Genomic DNA, 20227 nt, shown 5'->3' with positions numbered 1-20227 from the left:
AGCGCGCATGAAAACCGTTCGCAGCGTCTGCCCGTACTGCGGCGTCGGTTGCGGCATCGTCATGACCGTGGGCGACGATGGCCATGTCGCCCAGGTGCGCGGCGACCCGGACCACCCCGCCAACCGTGGCCGCCTGTGCACCAAGGGCCAGACCTGCGCGCAGGCGCTCAGCGCGCCCGGGCGGCTGACGCAGGCCTTCGTGCGCGAAGCCCGTGCACAGGACCCGGTGCCGCTGGCGCTGGACGCGGCCATTGCCGACACCGCCCGGCGCCTGCGCCACACCATCGACACCCACGGCCCCGACAGCGTGGCGCTCTACGTGTCGGGCCAGATGTCGCTGGAGGCGCAGTACCTGGCCAACAAGCTGGCCAAGGGCTACATCTGCACGCCGCACATCGAGTCCAACTCGCGGCTGTGCATGGCCAGCGCGGGCAGCGGCTACAAGGGCACGTTCGGCGCCGACGCGCCCCCTGGCAGCTACGACGATTTCGACCACGCCGACCTGTTCTTCGTCATCGGCGCCAACATGGCCGACTGCCACCCCATCCTGTACCTGCGCATGATGGACCGCGTCAAGGCGGGCGCGAAGCTGGTCGTGGTCGACCCACGCCGCACGCCCACCGCCGACAAGGCACACCTGCACCTGCCGATCCGCCCCGGCACCGACCTGGTCCTGCTCAACGGCCTGCTGCACCTGCTGGCGCTCAATGGCCACACCGACCCGGCCTTCATCGCCGCCCACACCGAAGGCTGGGACGCCATGCCCGCGCTGCTGGCCGACTACCCGCTAGCCACCGTGGCCGCCCTGACCGAGCTGCCCGAAGCCCAGATCCGCCAGGTGGCCGACTGGATCGGCCAGACCCCGAACTGGATGAGCTGCTGGACCATGGGCCTGAACCAGAGCACCCAGGGCACGGCGCACACGCATGCGGTGTGCAACCTGCACCTGGCCACCGGCGCCCTCTGCCGAACCGGCAGCGGCCCGTTTTCGCTCACCGGCCAGCCCAACGCCATGGGCGGGCGCGACATGGGCTACATGGGCCCCGGGCTGCCGGGCCAGCGCTCGGCCCTGTCCGCCGCCGACCGCCGCTTCGTCGAAGACCACTGGCAACTGCCGCCGGGCACCCTGCGCGCCGATGCCGGCCCGGGCACCGTGGCCCTGTTTGACGCCCTGGCCGCCGGCGACGTCAAGGCCTGCTGGATCATCTGCACCAACCCGGTCGCCACCGTGCCGGACCGGCAGCGCGTGATCGCGGGCCTGCAGGCGGCCGAACTCGTGATCGTGCAGGACGCCTTCCTCGACACCGAAACCACCCGCCACGCCGACATCCTGCTGCCCGGCGCGCTCTGGGCCGAAGGCGAAGGCGTGATGGTCAATTCCGAGCGCAACCTCACGCTGGCGCCGCAGGCAGTGGCCGCGCCGGGCGACGCCCTGCCCGACTGGGCCCTCATCGCGCGCGTGGCCCGCGCCATGGGCTACACGCAGGGCTTCAACCACACCAGCGCGGCCGAGGTGTTCGACGAAATCCGCGCCTTCGCCAACCCGGCCACCGGCTACGACATCGGCGGCGCGAGCCACGAGCGCCTGCGCGAAGCCCCCCTGCAATGGCCCTGCCCAGTTGGTGATCCGCACAGCCGCCACCCGTTCCGCTACCGCGTCGACGGCGGCCTGCGCTTCGCCACGCCCAGTGGCAAGGCCCGCTTCGTCGCCTGCCCGCACCAGCCGCCGGCCGAGCCCACCGACGACGCCTACCCCCTGGTGCTCAACACCGGCCGCGTGCAGCACCAGTGGCACACACGCACCAAGACCGGCCGCATCACCACCCTCAACCGCCTCAACCCGGGGCCCTTCATCGAGATCCACCCCGACGACGCGGCCGCGCACGGCCTGGCCGAGCAGGCGCCCATGCTGGTGCGCTCGCGGCGCGGGCAGGCCGTGCTGCCAGCCCGGCTGACCGACCGGGTGCCGCGCGGCCAGTGCTTCGTGCCCTTTCACTGGAACGACTGCTTCGGCGACAACCTGGCCATCAACGCCGTGACCGGCAACGCCGTCGACCCGGTGTCCCTGCAGCCCGCGCTCAAGAGCAGCGCCGTCCGCATCGGCCCCGCACCATCGGTCGCCGGTCGCGCCATGCCGGCGGCCGGCCAACAGCCCGAGGCCGCCCCCGCGCTGTCCGGCGTGGCCGTGCTCTGGGCTTCGCAGACCGGTAAGGCCGAGGCGTTCGCCACCCGCTGCGCCGAACGCCTGCGCGCCGAAGGCCATGCGGTCACGCTGGGCGGCATGGACCGCTTCCCCGCCGCCGGCCTCGCCGGAGCGCAACAAATCCTGCTGCTGGCCAGCACCTTCGGCGACGGTGAACCGCCGGAGCACGCGCAGGGCTTCTGGTCGCAATTGCAGGCCGAGGCCGCACCGCCGCTGGCGGGCACCCCTTTCGCCGTGCTCGCTTTCGGCGACCCGGCCTACGACCGGTTCTGCGGCTTCGGCCGCCAGTTGGACGCGCGGCTGGAAACCCTGGGTGGCCAGCGCCTGCTGCCGCGCACCGACTGCGAACCCGACCACGAAGCCGACGCCAGCCAGTGGCTGGAACGGCTGGTGCACCGGCTGGCCGGCCGGCCGCTCCCTGCGGGCGAAGCACCCGCCACCGAGCGCCCCCGGCCCCGCACACCGGCCCCGCCCGGCGTGGGCCGCCAGAACCCGCTGCCCCACCGGCTGGTGATCCACCGCCGGCTCAGCGGCCCGGGTGCCAGCAAGGACGTGCGCCAGTTCGGCTTCGACCTGCGCGGCAGCGCGCTGTGCTACGAAGCCGGCGACGCGCTGGGCGTCTGGCCCCGCAACGACCCGGCCCTGGTCAACGCCGTGCTGGCGGCCACCGGCCTGCCGCGCGAAGGCAGCGTGGCGCTGCCCGGCGTGGGCGAACGGCCCTGGGCCGAGGCGCTGGCGCAGCACCTCGACATCACGCGCCTCACGCCCGAACAGTTGCGGTTTGTGGCCGAGCGCAGCGGCGACACCGGCCTGGCCGCGCGCCTGCAGGGGCCGGCCGACGCCCTGGCCGGCTGGCTGCAGGGCCGCCAGCTCATCGACCTGCTGCGCGCGCACCCGGTGCGCGCCGGGGCAGCCGACTGGCTGGGGGTGCTCAAGCGCCTGCAGCCGCGCCTGTATTCCATTGCGTCCAGCCCCCGCGCCGAACCCGACACCGTGCACCTGACGGTGTCGGTGGTGCGCTACCACTTCGACGGCCAGCCGCGCGGCGGCCTGTGCTCCACCTTCCTGGCCGACCGCGCGGGCGACACGGACGTGCCGCTCTTCGTGCAGCCCGCTCCGCACTTCCGCCCGCCGGCCGACCCGACGGCCCCGCTGATCATGATCGGCCCGGGCACCGGCATCGCGCCCTTCCGCGGCTTTCTGCAGGAGCGCCAGGCCACCGGCGCCAGCGGCCGCAACTGGCTGTTCTTCGGCGAACAGCACGCCGCCACCGACTTCTACTACCGCGACGAACTGACCGCCCTGCAGCGCCAGGGCGTGCTGCACCGCCTGGACACGGCTTTCTCGCGCGACCAGGCCGACAAGCTCTACGTGCAACACCGCATCGCCGAACACGGTGCCACGCTGTGGGCCTGGCTGCAGGACGGGGCACACCTGCGGATCTGCGGCGATGCCAGCCGCATGGCCAAGGACGTCGACGCCGCGCTGCGCCAGGTGGCGCAGACCCACGGCGGCCTGGGCCCCGACGCGGCCACGGCCTATCTGGCGCAACTGGCGCGCGACCAGCGCTACCAGCGCGACGTGTATTGACGCGGCGCCACCGGGCGGGAACAGCGTTTGCTTATTACCCGATTTCATCAAGACTCCCGGACAATCGCGCCCCATGAGCATCAGCCACTACATCAAGGAGATCGGCCGCGGCAAGGACGGTGCGCGGGCGCTCACGCGCGCGCAGGCCGCCGACCTGTTCGGCCAGGTGCTGGACGGCGCCGTGACCGACCTGGAGATCGGCGGCTTCTGCCTGGCCATGCGCATCAAGGGCGAAACCCCGGCCGAGATGGCCGGCTTTCTTGACGCCACCCACGCGCGCCTGCAGCGCCTGCCCGACCTGGGGCACACCACCGTGGTGCTGCCCAGCTACAACGGTGCCCGCAAGCTGCCGGTGCTCACCCCTCTGCTGGCGCTGCTGCTGGCGCGCGAAGGCGCGGCCGTGCTGGTGCACGGCACGGCCACCGAGGACCGGCGGGTCACCAGCGAAGCCGTGTTCGCCGCGCTCGGCACACCGGCCGCCACGGCCGTGACCGCACTCCCCGCCGGCACCTGCGCCCTGGTGCCCACCGACGTGCTGCTGCCCGGCCTCAAGCGCCTGCTCGACGTGCGGCGCGTGGTCGGCCTGCGCAACCCGGCGCACAGCCTGGTCAAGCTGATGAACCCGTGTGCCGGCCGTGCGCTGATCGTGGGCAGCTACACCCACCCCGAATACGCGGTGTCGATGGCCGACACCTTTGCCCTGGTCGGCGCGCACGCCCTGCTGCTGCGCGGCACCGAAGGCGAACCCGTTGCCGATGCCCGCCGCATGCCGCAGATGGACGCCTTCCGCGACGGCCAGCGCCACCTGTTGCAGCCGGCCCAGGAAGGCCCCCTGACCAGCCTGCCCGACCTGCCCGCCGACATCTCGGCCGCAGCCACTGCGGCCTACATCCGCGACGTGCTGGCCGGCCACCGGCCCGTGCCCGCCCCCCTAGCCCGACAGGTGGCACACATCCTGCAAGAAGTGCAGGGCCCCGCCACCGTGCAGACCCACCTCCCTGCGGCGGTCAGCCCCCCATGAACACGCCCGCCACCGTCATCGCATCCGCCAGCACGTTCAACCCCGGCACCGTCACCCTCGTGGGCGCCGGTCCGGGCGACCCGGAACTGCTGACGCTCAAGGCCGCACGCGCCATCGCTGCCGCCACCGTGCTGCTGGTGGACGACCTGGTGAGTGACGGGGTGCTGGCACACGCCTCGCCCACCGCGCGCATCGTGCACGTGGGCAAACGCGGCGGCTGCAAGAGCACGCCGCAGGCCTTCATCGAAAAGCTGATGATCATGGCCGCGCGCGAAGGCGAAGTGGTGGTGCGGCTCAAAGGCGGCGACCCGTTCATCTTTGGCCGCGGCGGCGAAGAGGTCGAGCATCTGCGCGAAGCCGGCATCGCGGTGCAGGTGGTCAACGGCATCACCGCCGGCCTGGCCGGCCTCAGCTCGCTGGGTGCGCCGCTCACGCACCGCGACCGCGCCCACGGCGTGGTGTTCATCACCGGCCACGCCAAACCCGGCGACGCCGGCACCGACTGGCAGCAACTGGCGGCCACCGCGCGCGACGCGCGGCTCACCCTGGTGATCTACATGGGCGTCTCCAGCGCCACGCAGATCCAGACCGAGCTGCTGACCGGCCTGCCTGCGGACACGCCGCTGGCCATCGTGCAACACGCCAGCCTGCCGCAGCAACGCCACGCCGTGAGCACGCTGGGCGAGCTCACGGCCACCCTGGCGCGCGAAGGCCTGGGCAGCCCTTCGGTGATCGTGGTGGGCGATGTGGTGCAAGGTGTGGCCGCACTGGCCGACCCGGCCAGCACCGGGCTCCGGGCCGCCTGACCACCCGCGCGCTCAGCCCCAGGGCATCACGCAGAGCCAGGCCTCCAGCCGCCGCCCGTGAACCGCGTGGCGGCCGATGTTCGCCACCAGCCGACGCACGCGCTGGGCATCCAGATCCATATCGACCACCGCAAGCGCGTGGCGGTGATCACCCGACGGATCGACCGCGAAGCGGGTTTCCCCCGTGCACAGGCCCTCTGCCAACGAACAGACGTCGTGGTGGGTGGCCTCCTGAGGCAAGCCGAATACCAGAACCCGATAGGGCGTGCGCATGAATGTCCATTTCCAGAAATGCGCCCGCTGTTGTCTCCGGCGGTCGGGTGCGACAGGCCTGATGGTTGTTGGGTGATCGGTCGCGGGCGCCGTGCCCGCAGCCACGCGCGCCCCTGATCCTGTATCGGCAGCCGCAGGGCAAAGCTGAGCCGCCCTGGTGCCCACCGGCCCGCCTACACTGCAGCCCATGCAGACATTTGACGTGGTGGTGGTCGGCGCGGGTGCGGCCGGCCTGTTTTGTGCGGGCGTTGCGGGCCAGCGCGGCCTGAAGGTGCTGGTGCTGGACCACAGCGCCAAAGTGGCTGAAAAGGTGCGCATCTCCGGCGGCGGCCGTGCCAACTTCACCAACCGCGACATCGACGTGCGCCAGCCGCACAAACACTTCGTCGGTGCCAACCCCCACTTCTGCCGCTCGGCGCTCTCGCGCTACACCCCGGACGACTTCATCGCCCTGGTGCAGCAACACGGCATCCCTTTCCACGAAAAGCACAAAGGCCAGCTGTTCTGCGACCGCTCGGCCGGCGACCTGATCGACATGCTGCTGGCCGAGTGCGACGCCGGTGGCGTGGACCGCCGGCAACCCTGCGGCGTGCAAGCCGTGCGCCTGAGCGCCGACGGCAGCTACGAACTCGACACCGACCAGGGCCCGGTGCAGAGCGCCAAACTGGTCATCGCCACCGGCGGCCTGTCCATCCCCGCCATCGGCGCGACCGACTTCGGCTTTCGCATCGCCCGGCAGTTCGGCCTGCGCACCGTCGAGCCCCGACCCGGCCTGGTGCCGCTGACCTTCGACGGCGTGGCCTGGGCGCCCTACGCCGACCTCGCGGGCCTGGCACTGCCGGTGCTGATCGAAACCGGCGACAAGAAGAACCGGACCGTGTTCGCCGAAGACCTGCTCTTCACCCACCGCGGCCTGTCCGGCCCGGCGGTGCTGCAGATCTCCAGCTACTGGCAGGCCGGCACGCCGATCCGCATCAACCTCGCCCCCGAAGTCGACCTGCCGGCCGCACTCACCGAAGCCAAACAGCGTTCGCGCAAGCTGCTGGCCAACGAACTGGCGCAATGGGTGCCAGCCCGCCTGGCCGACGCCTGGGTCGCGCAGGACCCCGACTGGCAGCGTCCGGTCATGGAATGCAGCGACAAGGCCCTGGCCCGCCTGGCCGAGCGCCTGGCGCGCTGGGAACGGGTGCCCACCGGCACCGAAGGCTACAAAAAGGCCGAAGTCACGCTCGGCGGCGTCGACACCCGCGACCTGTCCCAGCAGACCCTGGAAGCGACGAAGCAGCCCGGCCTGTACTTCATCGGCGAATTGGTCGACGTGACCGGCTGGCTCGGCGGCTACAACTTCCAGTGGGCCTGGGCGAGCGCGCATGCGTGCGCGATGGCACTTTGAACACCATTCAGGCGCCCTTACCCATCGAGTGGCAATTTCCCGGCAGGACGCTATAATCCAAGGCTTTGCTGGCAAAAACCCCGTCGGCCAATACTAGTTTTCAGACGGGGAAAACCGCTGGTACGAAGGCCGGGCCCGATCTTCCCGACCCTCCTCTGCCCGCACCTTTGGAACCATTAGCTAATGACCACCATCCGCGTTAAAGACAACGAGCCGTTCGACGTGGCCCTGCGCCGCTTCAAGCGCACCATCGAAAAACTGGGCCTGCTGACCGACCTGCGTGCCCGCGAGTTCTACGAGAAGCCGACGGCCGAGCGCAAGCGCAAGAAGGCAGCCGCCGTCAAGCGCCACTACAAGCGCGTGCGCAGCATGCAGTTGCCAAAGAAGCTGTACTGATCCCTTCAGTCGCTTCGCCAGAAAACCCGCTCGGGACGCCGCAGCGGGTTTTTTGTTGCCTGAGCGCCGCTCCTGCCCGGTTCAGCGCCCGGCCGACAGGCGCGCGCTCAGCGCGGCCGCGGCCTGCCCCAGCGCGGCTTCGAACGCTGGCCGCAAGGGGTGTTCGGCGCGCCAGCTCGGGCGCACCAGCGAGACGCGAAACGGCACGCTGAACGCCAGCGGCCGCACCACCAGCCCGGCGCCACCGTCGCCGGCCAGTTCCAGCGCCGTCAGCGGGTTGACGATGCCCAGGCCCAGGCCCTGTCGCACCAGGGCACAGACCGACACCGCGCTCGGTGTTTCCAGCCGCAGCGTGCGCGCCACCCCCGCCGCAGCGAACAGTGCGTCCACCTGCTGGCGGTACGGGTCGGCCGGGGCGAAGCTGATGAAAGGTTGGTCCGCGAAGTCGCCTGGTGCCAGCACGGCCCGGCGCGCCAGGGCATGGCCGGCCGGCAGCACCGCCACCTCGTCGGCCACCAGCAGGGTGTCCAGCGTGCAGGCGGCCGGCGCCTCGGCGCGCTCGCTCAGCCCCAGGTCGAAGCGCTGCTCGGACAGCGCGGCTTCGAGCTGGGGCGATTCAATGGGCGTCAGGCTGACCGCCGCCTCGGGCTGCTGCGCGGCGAAGCGGCGCACCGCGTCGGGCAGCAGGGCGTGCGAAAGCGCGGGCAGGCAGGCCAGTTGCAGCCGCCCGTGGGCGTAGCCCTGGAGCGCCACCGCCGTCGCCGCAATGCGCTCCAGCCCCACATAGGACTGCTCCACCTCGTCCATCAGCGCCAGCGCACGCACGGTGGGCTTGAGCCGGCCCTTGACCCGTTCGAACAGCGCGAAACCCAGCACCTGTTCCAGCCGCGCCAGTTCGCGGCTGACGGTGGGCTGCGAGGTGTGCAGCAGTTCGGCCGCGCGCGTGACGTGGCCCGTGCCCATGACGGCGCGGAAGAAGTCGATCTGGCGATGGCTCAGCTTCATCGCATTCTCATATCAGATATGAATGAATGTCAGATTATCTGGCATTGCTGAATATGAATGAAACCGGGATCATCGCGCCCATGAATCCCTTTGCCCCCGCCCTTCTCCAGTCGCTGGCCCGCCAGCACGGCACCCCGCTGTGGGTCTACGACGCCGCCACCATCCGCGCCCGCATTGCCGAACTGCGTGCCTTCGACACCATCCGCTTTGCGCAGAAGGCCAACTCCAACATCCACCTGCTGCGCCTGATGCGCGAGCAGGGCGTGGTGGTGGACGCGGTTTCGCGCGGCGAGATCCTGCGGGCGCTGGCCGCCGGCTACACGGCCGACCTGAACGCGCAAGGCGCTTCGGGCATCGTCTTCACCGCCGACCTGTTCGACCACGCCACGCTGGCCACGGTGGTGGAGCACCGCGTGCCGGTGAACGCCGGCTCCATCGACATGCTGCACCAGCTCGGCGCCGTGTCGCCCGGCCACCCGGTCTGGCTGCGCATCAACCCTGGCTTCGGCCACGGCCACAGCAACAAGACCAACACCGGCGGCGAGCACAGCAAGCACGGCATCTGGCACGCCGAGCTGGACGACGCCCTGGAGGCCGTAAACCAGCATGGCCTGAAGCTGATCGGCCTGCACATGCACATCGGCTCCGGCGTGGACTACGGCCACCTGCAGGCCGTCTGCCAGGCCATGGTCGATCTGGTCCAGCGCGCCGGCACCGACCTGCAGGCCATCTCGGCCGGCGGCGGCCTGTCGATCCCCTACCGCGACGGCGAGCCGCGCATCGACACCGCGCACTACTTCAGCCTGTGGGACGCCGCGCGCCGCAGCATCGCCGCCCACCTGGGCCACCCGGTGCATCTGGAGCTGGAGCCCGGCCGTTTCCTGGTGGCCGAGGCCGGTGTGCTGGTGACCGAGGTGCGTGCGACCAAGCCCATGGGAGCCAACCACTTCACGCTGGTGGACGCGGGCTTCTCCGACCTGATGCGCCCGTCGATGTATGGCGCCTTCCACGGCATGAGCCTGATCCCTGCCGACGGCACGCCGCGCGCCACCGCCGAGACCGTGGTCGCCGGCCCGCTGTGCGAGTCGGGCGACGTGTTCACCCAGGCCGAAGGGGGTGTCGTGCTCACGCGCGCCCTGCCGCAGGCGCAGGTGGGCGACCTGCTGGTGCTGCACGACGCGGGCGCCTACGGTGCGTCCATGTCGAGCAACTACAACAGCCGCCCGCTGGCCGCCGAGGTGCTGGTGGACGGCGACAGCCACCGCCTGATCCGCCGCCGCCAGACGGTGGAAGAGTTGCTGGCACTGGAAGCCATGTAAGCCCAAGATGTAAGCCCCCCGCGCCGCTGACGCGGCTTCCCCCCTTCTGGCCTGCGGCCGGGGGGATGGCCCTTGTGGCCGGATGGAGCCCGATCCACGGCGCCTTGGGGCAGGAGCACGCGCTTCGGAGATCGCCCAGGTAAACAGTTCACCCCGCGCGCCCTTCCGCCTCTCCGGGATGGTGGTGGTGTGCGCGGGCGCAGGGACCATTCGCGGTTGCCCTCGCTGCGAAGCGCAGGTCCGGTGTTGACGAGGTGACCTTGGCGCACATGGGCATCCGCCCGCGAGCGTGGCGCGGAGAACGCGCATGCCGCCACCAGCCCGGCGCGAGGTGAAAGGGTGAATGCACCCCGGGCAGAATGGGGTCATGAAGCACACGATACCTTCCCTCCCGACAACGGCGGCCGCCCTGCTCGCAGCCCTGCTGCCGACGGTGGCGTCGGCCGCCCCGGCGGCCTCGCGCATCGACAAGGTCACGGTCTATCCGGGCACGGCCCAGGTCGAACGGGTGACCCGCGTGGCCGCCGGCGCGCGCGAGGTCGTGCTGGGCTGCCTGAGCACCGACGCCGACCTGGCGTCGCTGCAACTGGAGGCCGACGCGGGCGTGCGCATCGGCCCGGTTACTGCCACCACGGTGCCACGGCAGGAAGCGCCGGCCTGCAACACGCACCCGCTGGACCCGCGCATCGAGGCGCTGGAGGACCGCATCGCCCAGGTCCACGCCGACATCGGCGCGCGCGAACTGCTGCTGGCGCAGCTCAAAGGCAACGGCACGGGACCGGGGGTCTACGGCAGCGGCCCGGCCTCGGCGGGCGGCCTCGCGGCCACGCTCAACCTGGTGCAACGCACGGCGCAGGAACAGCTTCAGCAGTTGCAGCCGCTGCGGCGGCAAGCCGAACAGCTCGAACGCGAACTGACACCGCTCCAAGCCGAGCGCGCCTGGCAGCAGAACCGCGGCCAGGTGCGCGAACTGGTGATCCAGGTCAGCGCCAGGGCCGACGGCGATCTGCGCCTGCGCTACCTGGTGCAGGGGCCGACCTGGGCGCCGTCCTACCGCGCGACGCTGGACAGCAGCGCCGGGCACGTCGACATGGAGCGCCTGGCCCAGGTGCGGCAAACCAGCGGCGAAGACTGGAGCGGCGTCAGCCTGCGCCTGTCCACCGGTTCGCCGCGCGCGTCGGTGCAGGGCCCGCAGCCCCGCACCTGGCAGGTCTCGCCGCGCCCACGGGAGGACGAGATGCTCTTCCGGCGCAGCGCAGCCATGCCGGCCCCCGCGCCAGCGATGGCCGAAGCGGCGGCCCTGAGCGACGCGGCGCCCGAACCCGACTTCGCTGTCCAGGTCGCCGAAACCGGCTTTGCGACCGAATTCGAAGTACCCGGCCGTGTCGACGTGCGCAGCGGCGGCCAGAGCGTCGCCTTCGCGCTCGATGCGCAGCGCTGGCCCGCGACGACCTGGGTGCAGACCCTGCCCGAGCGCGACGCCAGCGCGTGGCTGGTGGCCGAGATCGCACTGCCGGCCGGCGTCTGGCCCGACGGCCGGCTGCAACTGCTGCGCGACCGCCAGGTGGTCGGCAACAGCGTCTGGCGCAGCCAGGACGGCGCCAACCAGGCCAAGCTGACCCTGCCCTTCGGGCGCGACGATCAGGTCCGCGTGCGCAACCTGCCGGTCACGACCGCGAGCGCGTCCAGCGGCTTCATCGGTCAGCGCAGTGAACGCCGCACCGGCCGGCTGTTCGAGGTCGAGAATCGGCACCGCACCCCGGTCGAGATCGAGGTGCTCGACAGCAGCCCGGTGCCGACCGACGAGCAGATCACGGTCGTGCGCGAGTTCGACCCCCAGCCCCAGACCACCCAGTGGAACGAACAGCCTGGCATCGTCGCCTGGCGCCAGCGTCTGACACCGGGGCAGACGGCCCGCTTCAGCGCGAGCTACCGCCTGAGCTACCCGAAGGACATGCCGCTGCTGGAGCGCCGCTGAGCCCGCCGGCTTGCGCGACAATCCAGGCCCGACTTTTCAGACACGGCTTGACCCCAAGCCCTCACGCCATGAGCCTCAAGGACAAAATCACCGAAGACATGAAGGCCGCCATGCGCGCCAAGGACAGCGAGCGCCTGGGCACGATCCGCCTGCTGACCGCTGCCATGAAGCAGAAGGAAGTGGACGAGCGCATCGAACTCGACGACACCGCCGTGATTGCCGTCATCGACAAGATGGTCAAACAGCGCAAGGACTCGATCACCGCCTTCGAACAGGGCGGTCGCGCCGATCTGGCCGCCAAGGAAGCGGCCGAACTGACGGTGCTGGAAGCCTACCTGCCGGCGCGCCTGTCGGCCGACGCCATCGCCGCCGAGGTCAAGGCCATCGTAGCCGAGGTGGGTGCCAAGGGCCCGGGCGACATGGGCAAGGTCATGGGCGCCGTCAAGGCCCGGCTGGCCGGCAAGGCCGACATGGGCCAGGTGTCGGCCGCCGTCAAGGCCGCGCTGGCGGGCTGAAGGGAGTTGCACGCCCGCCACCCACGCAGCAGGAGCGCGTGGGAGCCCGTCTTCAGCTCCCCGCCACCTTCATCCGGTTGACCAGGATCGAGCCCACCGTCTTGGCGCCGTAGTTGTAGGCATCGGCACCGACCGCTTCGATGCCGAGCAGCATGTCCTTGAGGTTGCCGGCGATGGTGATCTCCTGCACCGGGAAGGCGATTTCGCCGTTCTCCACCCAGTAGCCCGAGGCGCCGCGCGAGTAGTCCCCCGTCACGTAGTTGACGCCCTGGCCCATCAGTTCGGTGACGAACAGGCCGCGGCCCAGTTTTTTCAGCATCGCGGGCAGGTCGTCACCCGGCTGGGTCAGGCGGCTGGTGAGCGTGAGGTTGTGCGAACCGCCCGCGTTGCCGGTGGTGCGCATGCCCAGCTTGCGTGCCGAATAGGTGGACAGGAAGTAGCCCTGCACCTTGCCGGCGCTGAGCACCTTGCGCCGCACGGTGCGCACGCCCTCGTCGTCGAACGGGGCGCTGCCCTTGCCGTTGCGCAGGTGCGGCTCTTCCAGAATGTCGAGGTGCTTGGCCATCACCCGCTTGCCCAGGCTGTCGCCCAGGAAAGTGGTCTTGCGGTAGAGCGCGCCGCCGCTGGTGGCCTGCACATAGGCGCCCAGCAGGCCGGCCGCCAGCGGGGATTCGAACAGCACCGGGCATTCGGTGGTGGCGATCTTGCGGCCGTTCAGGCGCGACAGCGCGCGCTCGGCGGCGTAGCGGCCCACCGCCGCCGGGCTGGCCAGTTCCTCGGGCGCCCGCATGGAGCTGTACCAGTAATCGCGCTGCATGTGTTCGCCCTTGCCGGCGATCGGCGCCACCGACAGGCTGTGGCGCGAGCTGGCGTAACCGCCGCTGAAGATGCCGGGTTGACCGCGCTCGCCGCCGCGCATGTGGGCGGTGAAAAAGTGCGACTGCTGCGCCGACACGCTGGCACCTTCGCTGTTGGTGATCTTGCGGCTGGTGGCGAAGGCTGCCGCTTCGCATTCGAGCGCCAGGTGCACCGCTTCGTCGGACGTGATCGCCCAGGGGTGGAACAGGTCCAGATCGGGGTAGCTGTCGGCCACATCCTGCGCATCGGGCAGGCCAGCCACCGGATCTTCGGCGGTGAAGCGGGCGATGTCGTAGGCGGCCTGCACCGTGCGGCGCACCGCGTCGGGCGAAAAATCCGAGCTGGAGGCATTGCCCCGGCGGCGGCCGAGATAGACGGTCACACCCAGCGACTTGTCGCGGTTGCGCTCGACGTTCTCCAGATCGCCCTTGCGCACGCTCACATGGAGGCCGGCGCCCTCGGAGGCCTCGGCAGCCGCGTCGGAGGCGCCCAACCGGTGGGCATGGGCCAGGGCCAGATCCACCACCTCCTCGAACTGGGCGCGCGAATACTGGAAGCCCGACAGCGGGCGGGCGGGATCGGCGGGCACATGGCCCTGGGGCGTACGGGTGCTTTTCATGTCGGCGGCTATGATACTTGCCGCCCCTTTTCCCCTTTGCCATGCCCCGTAAATCCACCAAAGGCTATTTTGTTCGCGGCCAGTTCGTCGCGGCCGGCAGCGAGCTCGACCAGGAACTCAAGCGCGAGCTCAAGGGTTCGGTCGACATGAGCAAGACCGACCTCAAGAAACACAGCGACCACCTGCAAGCGCTGGGCGAGAGCCTGCTCACGCTGCGCAGCGACCTGATGGCGCGCCTGCGCGAAGCGCACGAAGACGTCAACGACAAACTCATCGACGCGCTGGAGGATGCGAAACGCATCACCAACTTCGAAGGCCGGCGCCGGCAGATGCAGTTCATCGGCAAGCTGATGCGCAAACTCGGCGACGAGACCATCACCGCCATCGAGGCCGCGCTGGAAGAGCAGCGCAAGCCCTCGGCCCAGGAAACCCTGCGTCTGCACCAGGCCGAGCAGTGGCGCGACCGCCTGCTGGCCGACGACGGCGCGCTGACCGACTGGCTGCAGGCCCACCCTGAAGCCGACGTGCAGCACCTGCGGGCACTGATCCGCCAGGCGCGCAAGGACGCCCAGGCGATCAAGGAACGGCCGGGCGAAGCGGCCCGGCACGGCAAGGCCTACCGCGAGATCTTCCAACTCGTGCGCGCCACGTTCGCAGGTGAAGACGGCAACGATCACCAGCCCGACGAACCGGTGGAACCCGCATGAGCGATTCCACACCCCCGTCCTGCGAACCGGTACGCATCGGCATCGTCTCCATCAGCGACCGCGCCAGCACCGGGGTCTACGAAGACAAGGGCCTGCCGGCGCTGCAGGACTGGCTCACGCGCGCACTGCACAACCCCGTCACCTTCGAGCCGCGCCTGATCCCCGACGAGCAGGCCCTCATCAGCCAGACCCTGATCGAGCTGGTGGACGCCGGTTGCGCGCTGGTGCTCACCACCGGCGGCACCGGCCCGGCCCTGCGCGACGTCACCCCCGAAGCCACGCTGGCCGTTGCGCACAAGGAAATGCCTGGCTTCGGTGAACAGATGCGCCAGATCAGCCTGGCCTTCGTGCCCACCGCCATCCTGTCGCGCCAGGTGGCGGTGATCCGCGAACGCAGTCTCATCATCAACCTGCCCGGTCAGCCCAAAGCCATCGCGGAAACGCTGGAAGGCCTGAAAAACCCCGACGGCAGCCCCCTGGTCAACGGCATCTTCGCCGCCGTGCCCTACTGCATCGACCTCATCGGCGGCCCCTACCTCGAAACACGCGACGAGGTGTGCAAGGCCTTCCGGCCCAAAAAGAAGTGAGCCTTCTCATGAACATCACCAAAGACACCGTCGTCACCCTCACCTTCCGCGCCAAGGACACCAGCGGCAAGCTGCTGGAAGATGGCAAGACGCCCCGCAGCTACCTGCATGGCGGCTATGGCAACACGCTTGAAGGCATCGAAAAGGCGCTGGAAGGCCAGGCCGCCGGCTACCAGGCCAGCGTGACGCTGGCGCCGGCCGATGCCTTTGGCGAGCGCGACGAATCGCTGGTCACGACCATTCCCAAGACCCAGTTTCCGCCCGGCGTGAAGGTCGGTGGCCAGCTGCGCGGCACCGACGACCAGAGCCGGGAAACGGTGTTCAACGTGGTCAAGATCAAGGGCCCGGTCGTGCACCTGGATGGCAACCACCCGCTGGCCGGCCAGACGCTGCAGTTCGACCTGCAGGTGCTCGACGTGCGGGCGGCCTCGCCCGAAGAGGTTGCCCACGGCCACGCCCACGGCGCGCACGGCCACCATCATTGAGCGCCGCCGCCGACGGCCACCACCACAGCCTGCGCGCCTACGTTGATTTTCCGGAAGTGGTGCCCTCCGGCGGTGCGCCAGTTTCCGCGCCGCAGCGACTGCGGGCGTGGTTCGACAACCCCACAGAAATCCTCACCGCCTGTGAGCCCAGCGAGGTGCCCGCCGTGCTGGCGGCGGTTGAGCGCCACGCCCGGGCCGGCCGCTGGTGCGTGGGCGGCCTGGCCTACGAGGCGGCAGCCGCCTTCGACCCGGCCCTGACCACCCACGCGCCCGCTCCCGGTACACCGCTGGCGTGGTTTGGCGTGTTCGATGCCCCGGCCGGCACCGCCTTGCCGGCGGAAGCCGCCCATATCCCTCGCCAGGCCCGCTGGGGCTTCGAAACCACCCGCGACGCCTACCTGCGCGATGCCGCCCGTGCCCAGTTGGCCATGGCCAGCGGCGAGGCCTACCAGATCAACCTCACCACGGGTCTGCAGGGGGCGCTGCACGGCGCTCCGCTCGACTGGATGCACGCGCTGCGCGCCGGCCAGCCCGACGGCTACCTGCTGTGGCTCGATGGCGGCCCGCTGCAGGTGTTGAGCGCCTCGCCCGAGCTGTTCTTCGACTGGCGCCCCGGCGCCGCAGACGGAGCCAACGGCGGTGGCACCCTGACGTGCAAACCGATGAAAGGAACGGCCGCGCGCGACGCCGACCCGGCGCGCGACCGGGCTGCGCGCGACGCGCTGCTGGCCAGCGACAAAGAGCGCGCCGAGAACGTGATGATCGTGGACCTGCTGCGCAACGACCTGGGCCGACTCGCACCGCCCGGCGCGGTGCGCGTGCAGCGCCTGTTCGAGGCCGAGGCCTGGCCCACGGTATGGCAAATGACCTCCACCGTCACCGCCCAGGCGCGCGCCGGTACCGGCCTGGTGGAGGTGTTCCAGGCGCTGTTTCCCTGTGGCTCCATCACCGGCACCCCCAAGGCGCGGGCGATGCACTGGATCCGCATGCTGGAAGACCGCCCGCGTGGCTTTTACTGCGGCGCCCTGGGGGTGGTGCGCCCCGGTGGCCACGCCACGTTCAACGTGCCGATCCGCACCCTGGTGCTGCAACCACCCCCGCCCGAAGCCGCCGCCCGCCCGACCGCCACCACCGGCCCCTGGCTGGCCCGCTACGGCGTGGGCAGCGGCCTCACCGTCTAAGCCCAAGGCCCCGCCGAATGGGAGGAGCTCATGGCCAAAAGCCTCATCGTCCACCGCGCGAGCGCACCGTTTTCCCTGCTGGAAACCCTGCGGCTGGAGCACGGCCGCTACGCGCGCCTGGCCCGCCACCTGGAACGGCTGGGCCAGAGCGCCCGGCACTTCGGTGTCCCCCTGAACGGGGCCCGCGTGCAAGCCCGTCTGAACACCCTGGCCACGCGCCACGCCACCGGCCTGTGGCGCGTGCGCCTGACGGTGTCGGCCTCGGGCGAACCGTCCACCGAGGCTTTTGCCCTGCAGGACACCCCGCAGCCGGTGCGCGTGGCCCTGGCGCCCGCGCCGCTGGAAACGACCGGGGCGCTGCAGGAGTTCATCCGCCACAAGACCACGCGGCGCGACCACTACGAGGCCCTGGCGCCCACGGACCCGGCCGTGTTCGATCACCTGCTGGTCAACGAACGCGGTGAACTCACCGAATTCACGCGCGGCAATCTGGCGCTGCGCCGCGGCGGTGAATGGCTGACCCCCGCCCTGTCCAGCGGCCTGCTGCCCGGCACCTACCGCGCAGAACTGCTGGCCGAAGGCCGGCTGCGCGAAGCCGTGCTGACCGCGGACGACCTGCAGCGGGCCGACGGCCTGGCGTTCTTCAACGGCTTGCGCGGCTGGCTGGCCGCACACCTGTGAGCGACCAACCCTGCAGGAAGCAGCGCCGTGGTGGCGTTCAGAACTTGTAGTTCATGGTCACCAGCGCGCTGCGCCCTTCACCGTAATAAAGTGTGTCGAACAGCCCCATGCCGCTGTAGTACTTCTTGTCCGCCAGATTGCGGACAACGGCCGAAACGGAGAGCTTCGGCGTGAAGTCGTAGCGCACATTCATGTCCAGCAGGGCATAGCCCTTCTGCCAGATGCTGGCGTAGTCGGACGCCGTGGGTGACCAGACCTTGCTTTCGTAGCGGCTTTGCCAACTGATGCCTCCACCCACCGTCCAGCCGCTTCCTGCGCCCGAGAGCCGGTAGGTGGTGAACAACCGGGCAATGTGTTCGGGTTGTGTGGTCATCGCCTGCGAACCATAGACCGGTGTGCCTTCGGCCGTTCGGGCATGGTTGTAGGTATAGCTGGCGTTGATGTTCCAGGCCGGCGTCAGACGGCCAGCGACCTGGAACTCGACCCCCTGGCTGCGCACCCCCTTGATGCCGCGATAGCGCTCTTCGTTGTTGCCCACGAATCCCGCGTACTGCGGCAGGTTGTCCTGCTGGATCACAAACACGGCTGCGCTGGCCTGCACCCGGTCCTCCAGATAATCGGCCTTGACACCGGCCTCCAGGGCCTGGCCTTTGAGCGGCTCCAGGTAGTCGCCGGCCAGGGTGAGCAGCGCCTGCGGCTGGAAGATGCTGGTGTAGCTGGCGTACAGCGCGTGCCAGGGATCGAGTTCATAGACCACCCCCAGGTACGGCGTCGTGGCGCTTTCGCGCTGGCCGGTGGGTTCGCCCAGGTCCTCGTAGGAACTGCGGGCTTTCTGCAGCACCCTGCTGGCGCGCGCGCCCAGGATCACCGAAAGCCGATCGGTCGGCCGCAACCGCGTGGACGCATAGATCCCGGTCTGGCGCTCGGTCTGGGCGTAGTCGCCATCCACGGTGAACACGGGCTCTGGGTAGCTGCCGTCCCAGTTGAAGATGCTGCCGGTCAGCAGGGGGTATTGCCCCGCGTAGAGCAGGCCATCGGTCTTGGCGTCGGTCCATCGGGCGCCGAACGCCGCGTCGTGGCGCCGCCCGAACAGCGTGTACTTGCCCTCCAGGCTCGCGTACAGCGTGTTTTGCCTGCGATCCCCTTCGAAATCGCCTGAAAACAGGTACATGCCTTCCCCCGTCACCGGGTCGGGATTGCCGCCGCTCGCGCTGGCCAGTGTCGAACGGTGCTGGCTGTGGTGGGTGTTGGCCTCCACCTTCAAGCGCCAGTCCGACGCCAGCTGCTGTTCCAGCATGGCAAACACGCTCTGGTTGGTAAAGACACGCCGGCTCCAGTTGGCGGCCGGATTGAACGAGCGGCTGAAATCGGTGCGCGTGCCGTCGCTGTTGAACACCGGAACGCCCGTCCAGGACGTCCCGCGCGGATCCAGGTGCTGGTAGTCCGCACCCAGCGTCAGGCGCGTGCCGGGTGTGACATCGGCTTCAACGATGCCGTAGAAAGCCGACAGCTTCTGCCGGTAGCGGTCCTGCTGGGATCCCCGGTCCTGCTGCGCGGCGGCCACGCGAGCGCGCACCGTCTGGTCGGCATTGAGCGGTGTGGAGAGGTCCGCTTCCAGGCGGCGGTGATCGTGGCTGCCGATTTGGGCCGTCACCGAGCCCCCGAAGGCTTTGGTCGGCCGCTTGCGCACGAAATTGACCGCCGCCGAAGGTTCACCCGCGCCGCTGAGCAACCCGGTGGCGCCTTTGATGACTTCCACCCGGTCGTAGAACAGCATGTCCAGGTTCGTCGTGCCCCAGTCGTAAATGCCGTCGGACAGGCGGGGCACGCCATCGTGCGTGAAATTGGTGATCGAAAAGCCCCGGGCACTGAAGCCCCAGCGTTCGCTGTCGGCCCTTTGCACGCTGATGCCGCTGGCGTTCTGGAACACATCCGAGATGCTGGCCGTGCCCTGGTCTTTCATCTGCTGCTGCGTGATGACGGTCACCGTCTGCGGCGTTTCGCGAATGGACAGGCGCAGTCCGGTGGCCGAAGCCGTGGTGGTGGGGCCGGCATAGCTGCCGGTGCCCTCGGTGACGGGATCGTCGAAAAGCTGGCCCGTGACGACCACCTCGGCCAGCGTCTGGGCACCGGCCTCGTCAGCGCCTTGCTGGGCCGCCACCAACCGCCAGCCGGCACCCTCTGGGACCGCCTGCAGGCCCGTGCCCGTCAACGCAGCGGCCAGGGCCTGGGAGGCGGTGAAATCACCGCGCACCCCCGGGCTTTGGCGACCACCGAGTTCCTCCGTGGAGAACGCCAGCAAGAGGCCGCCTTCGGCGCCCAGCCGGACCAGCACCGTGGCCAGCGGCCCCGCAGGGATGTCGTAATGGTGGCGGTTGGCCGGAATGGATGCCGGCTGACCGCCCTGTGCCTGGGCGTGCGCCCAACCGGGCAGGGTGACGGCGATGGCCGCTGCGGCGGCGATCAGGGTAAGCGGCGCGGCCAGCGCCAGCCGGGCGGCGTGCTGGCGCGGTCGGTGGTGTCGTTGCATGGGTGATCCCTCATGTCGGTGGTGGAAACGGGTCGGCGAAAGGACGAAAACGCCCCACTGGGGTGGCGCCTCACTTCCTA

17 protein-coding genes are annotated in these 20227 nt (G+C 70.1%); 13 read left to right on the top strand and 4 right to left on the bottom strand.

Translation table 11 applies throughout. From position 1 onward, the window contains the following. The first annotated feature begins 7 nt into the window (after positions 1-7). The 3 genes from L0977_RS15145 to cobA all read left to right on the top strand — a co-directional run bounded on the left by L0977_RS15145 (position 8) and on the right by cobA (position 5620). Entirely contained in the window at positions 8-3793 is a 3786-nt protein-coding gene (locus L0977_RS15145) for a bifunctional nitrate reductase/sulfite reductase flavoprotein subunit alpha (protein WP_234265691.1), read from the top strand. Positions 3794-3866: 73 nt separating this feature from the next. Continuing rightward, positions 3867-4814: a DNA-binding protein YbiB gene (gene ybiB / locus L0977_RS15140; RefSeq protein WP_234265690.1), complete on the top strand. Its 948-nt coding sequence runs from the start codon at positions 3867-3869 to the stop codon at positions 4812-4814. After that, on the top strand, positions 4811-5620 hold the full coding sequence (gene cobA / locus L0977_RS15135; protein ID WP_234265689.1) for a uroporphyrinogen-III C-methyltransferase: 810 nt from the start codon (positions 4811-4813) through the stop codon (positions 5618-5620). The genes ybiB and cobA overlap by 4 nt, the downstream gene beginning before the upstream one ends. 12 nt (positions 5621-5632) lie before the next feature. Here cobA and L0977_RS15130 read toward each other — a convergent pair whose 3' ends face one another. Next, positions 5633-5893, bottom strand: a complete 261-nt coding sequence (locus L0977_RS15130) for a hypothetical protein (protein WP_234265688.1) — start codon at positions 5891-5893, stop codon at positions 5633-5635. 187 nt (positions 5894-6080) lie between these two features. On the opposite strand from L0977_RS15130, the gene L0977_RS15125 reads away from it, so the two are divergent. Both L0977_RS15125 and rpsU read left to right on the top strand, forming a co-directional pair. After that, a complete protein-coding gene (locus tag L0977_RS15125; protein ID WP_234265687.1) occupies positions 6081-7286 on the top strand; it encodes an NAD(P)/FAD-dependent oxidoreductase in 1206 nt (401 codons plus the stop codon). A gap of 183 nt (positions 7287-7469) precedes the next feature. Continuing rightward, entirely contained in the window at positions 7470-7682 is a 213-nt protein-coding gene (rpsU, locus tag L0977_RS15120) for a 30S ribosomal protein S21 (RefSeq protein WP_056273869.1), read from the top strand. 81 nt (positions 7683-7763) lie between these two features. Here the strand turns inward: rpsU and L0977_RS15115 are convergent, their stop codons facing one another. Then, positions 7764-8687, bottom strand: a complete 924-nt coding sequence (locus L0977_RS15115; protein WP_234265686.1) for a LysR family transcriptional regulator — start codon at positions 8685-8687, stop codon at positions 7764-7766. Positions 8688-8767: 80 nt separating this feature from the next. Between L0977_RS15115 and lysA the strand changes: the two genes are divergently transcribed. The 3 genes from lysA (at position 8768) to L0977_RS15100 (ending at position 12499) form a co-directional block, all read left to right on the top strand. Next, positions 8768-10006, top strand: coding sequence for a diaminopimelate decarboxylase (gene lysA / locus L0977_RS15110; protein WP_234265685.1), 1239 nt, complete (start codon positions 8768-8770; stop codon positions 10004-10006). 367 nt (positions 10007-10373) lie between these two features. After that, on the top strand, positions 10374-11984 hold the full coding sequence (locus tag L0977_RS15105; protein ID WP_234265684.1) for a DUF4139 domain-containing protein: 1611 nt from the start codon (positions 10374-10376) through the stop codon (positions 11982-11984). Between the two features lie 68 nt (positions 11985-12052). Next, positions 12053-12499 carry a GatB/YqeY domain-containing protein gene (locus L0977_RS15100; RefSeq protein ID WP_234265781.1) on the top strand — a complete coding sequence of 149 codons (447 nt, stop codon included), beginning with the start codon at positions 12053-12055 and terminating at the stop codon, positions 12497-12499. Between the two features lie 52 nt (positions 12500-12551). Here L0977_RS15100 and pmbA read toward each other — a convergent pair whose 3' ends face one another. Further along, positions 12552-13976, bottom strand: coding sequence for a metalloprotease PmbA (gene pmbA / locus L0977_RS15095; protein ID WP_234265683.1), 1425 nt, complete (start codon positions 13974-13976; stop codon positions 12552-12554). A 41-nt stretch (positions 13977-14017) separates the two neighbouring features. Here pmbA and yjgA point away from each other — a divergent pair, with 41 nt between their 5' ends. The 5 genes from yjgA to L0977_RS25605 are packed head-to-tail and all read left to right on the top strand — an operon-like array spanning position 14018 to position 17617. Beyond that, on the top strand, positions 14018-14683 hold the full coding sequence (yjgA, locus tag L0977_RS15090) for a ribosome biogenesis factor YjgA (protein ID WP_234265682.1): 666 nt from the start codon (positions 14018-14020) through the stop codon (positions 14681-14683). Next, entirely contained in the window at positions 14680-15270 is a 591-nt protein-coding gene (gene mog / locus L0977_RS15085) for a molybdopterin adenylyltransferase (protein WP_234265681.1), read from the top strand. Before yjgA ends, mog begins: the two co-directional genes overlap by 4 nt. Before the next feature lie 8 nt (positions 15271-15278). Further along, positions 15279-15755: an FKBP-type peptidyl-prolyl cis-trans isomerase gene (locus tag L0977_RS15080; RefSeq protein ID WP_234265680.1), complete on the top strand. Its 477-nt coding sequence runs from the start codon at positions 15279-15281 to the stop codon at positions 15753-15755. Then, complete coding sequence (locus L0977_RS25610; RefSeq protein WP_326491075.1) at positions 15752-16936, top strand: chorismate-binding protein; 1185 nt, start codon at positions 15752-15754, stop codon at positions 16934-16936. Before L0977_RS15080 ends, L0977_RS25610 begins: the two co-directional genes overlap by 4 nt. A gap of 30 nt (positions 16937-16966) precedes the next feature. Then, a complete protein-coding gene (locus L0977_RS25605; protein ID WP_326491074.1) occupies positions 16967-17617 on the top strand; it encodes an aminotransferase class IV in 651 nt (216 codons plus the stop codon). A gap of 37 nt (positions 17618-17654) precedes the next feature. On the opposite strand, the gene L0977_RS15070 is transcribed toward L0977_RS25605, so the two are convergent. Next, complete coding sequence (locus L0977_RS15070) at positions 17655-20147, bottom strand: TonB-dependent siderophore receptor (RefSeq protein ID WP_234265679.1); 2493 nt, start codon at positions 20145-20147, stop codon at positions 17655-17657. Between the last annotated feature and the right edge of the window lie 80 nt (positions 20148-20227).

The organism is Hydrogenophaga sp. NFH-34, from assembly GCF_021401345.1.
GTDB classification, from domain to species: Bacteria; Pseudomonadota; Gammaproteobacteria; order Burkholderiales; family Burkholderiaceae_C; genus Hydrogenophaga; species Hydrogenophaga electricum.
Note: the sequence above shows the minus strand (reverse complement) of the source record. Positions and strands in the feature narration are given on the sequence as shown.